Source organism: Pseudomonas sp. WS 5021, from assembly GCF_012985535.1.
Taxonomy (GTDB): Bacteria; Pseudomonadota; Gammaproteobacteria; order Pseudomonadales; family Pseudomonadaceae; genus Aquipseudomonas.
Window position 1 is genome coordinate 1 of sequence record NZ_JAAQWP010000022.1, and the last position, 1,119, is coordinate 1,119.

Annotated in this window: 3 protein-coding genes; all 3 read left to right on the forward strand. The window is 48.7% G+C overall.

Annotation, left to right across the window (positions count from 1 at the left end):
- On the forward strand, positions 1-424 hold a 424-nt coding region (locus HBO19_RS28325; RefSeq protein ID WP_170058693.1), incomplete at its 5' end, for a DUF3304 domain-containing protein.
- Entirely contained in the window at positions 412-537 is a 126-nt protein-coding gene (locus HBO19_RS28655; RefSeq protein ID WP_262386326.1) for a hypothetical protein, read from the forward strand. The genes HBO19_RS28325 and HBO19_RS28655, both read left to right, overlap by 13 nt.
- Positions 538-603: 66 nt before the next feature.
- A complete protein-coding gene (locus HBO19_RS28330; RefSeq protein ID WP_170058694.1) occupies positions 604-1,116 on the forward strand; it encodes a DUF3304 domain-containing protein in 513 nt (170 codons plus the stop codon).
- Positions 1,117-1,119: the final 3 nt, after the last annotated feature.

Consider the following 1,119-nt stretch of genomic DNA (forward strand, 5'->3'; position numbering starts at 1 on the left):
CGGAAATATACAGGCCGTCAACCATACCTTGAGTGCAATCAATTGGTTTTCGGTCAATGGTTACAGGGCCCATGGAGGAGGCGGGAGTTCGTGCTGCATCATCATGCCGACTAAGTGGCGACCTGGTTTGAAGGCTAATGTCGAGTGGGAAGTCGACCCTGACCCTTTTGCTTACTCAAAATGGCCGCCGTTAGGAACTGATGGCTATCGAGCCGCACAAGCTAAGGATAAAGCCAATTATCAGCACCATAGAGTCACAGTGGATATTCCGGAGTGGCCAGGTACAGAGTCTTGTGATCTTAAGGTGCATTTTTTAGTCTGTAATCAGGTCAAAGTCACAACTTCTTGCTGGGGCTACGGCTCGCCGAACAACCCGATTAAAGAGCCTAAGCAAATGAAGGAGCCCGCTGTATGTCCGAAATGAAAAGCAACTCCATAGCTAAAGCTTGGGCTTCTCCGGTTTTTCCTGTCAGTGGTCGTTTGCCGACGAGAACTTCGGTGGTGGCAGCCAATTACAACAAGCAAACCATGGAGTGACTATTTAGCTACGTGCGCGAAATTTTTAGTTTGGTTGTGATCAGGGGGGTTAAGGCTGTGAAATTAATGATGAGAAAATTGCTGATGCAAGGATTATGTGGCTTGTTGGCCTTAATGCTATTCGGATGTTCCTCTGCGGATAACGAAATGGCGGGCGGGAATATACAGGCCGTCAACCATACCTTGAGTGCAATCAATTGGTTTTCGGTCAATGGTTACAGGGCCCATGGAGGAGGCGGGAGTTCGTGCTGCATCATCATGCCGACTAAGTGGCGACCTGGTTTGAAGGCTAATGTCGAGTGGGAGGTCGACCCTGACCCTTTCGCTTACTCAAAATGGCCGCCGTTAGGAACTGATGGCTATCGAGCCGCACAAGCTAAACATAAAGCCAATTATCAGCACCATAGAGTCACAGTGGATATTCCGGAGTGGCCAGGTACAGAGTCTTGTGATCTTAAGGTGCATTTTTTAGTCTGTAATCAGGTCAAAGTCACAACTTCTTGCTGGGGCTACGGCTCGCCGAACAACCCGATTAAAGAGCCTAAGCAAATGAAGGAGCCCGCTGTATGTCCGAAATGAAAA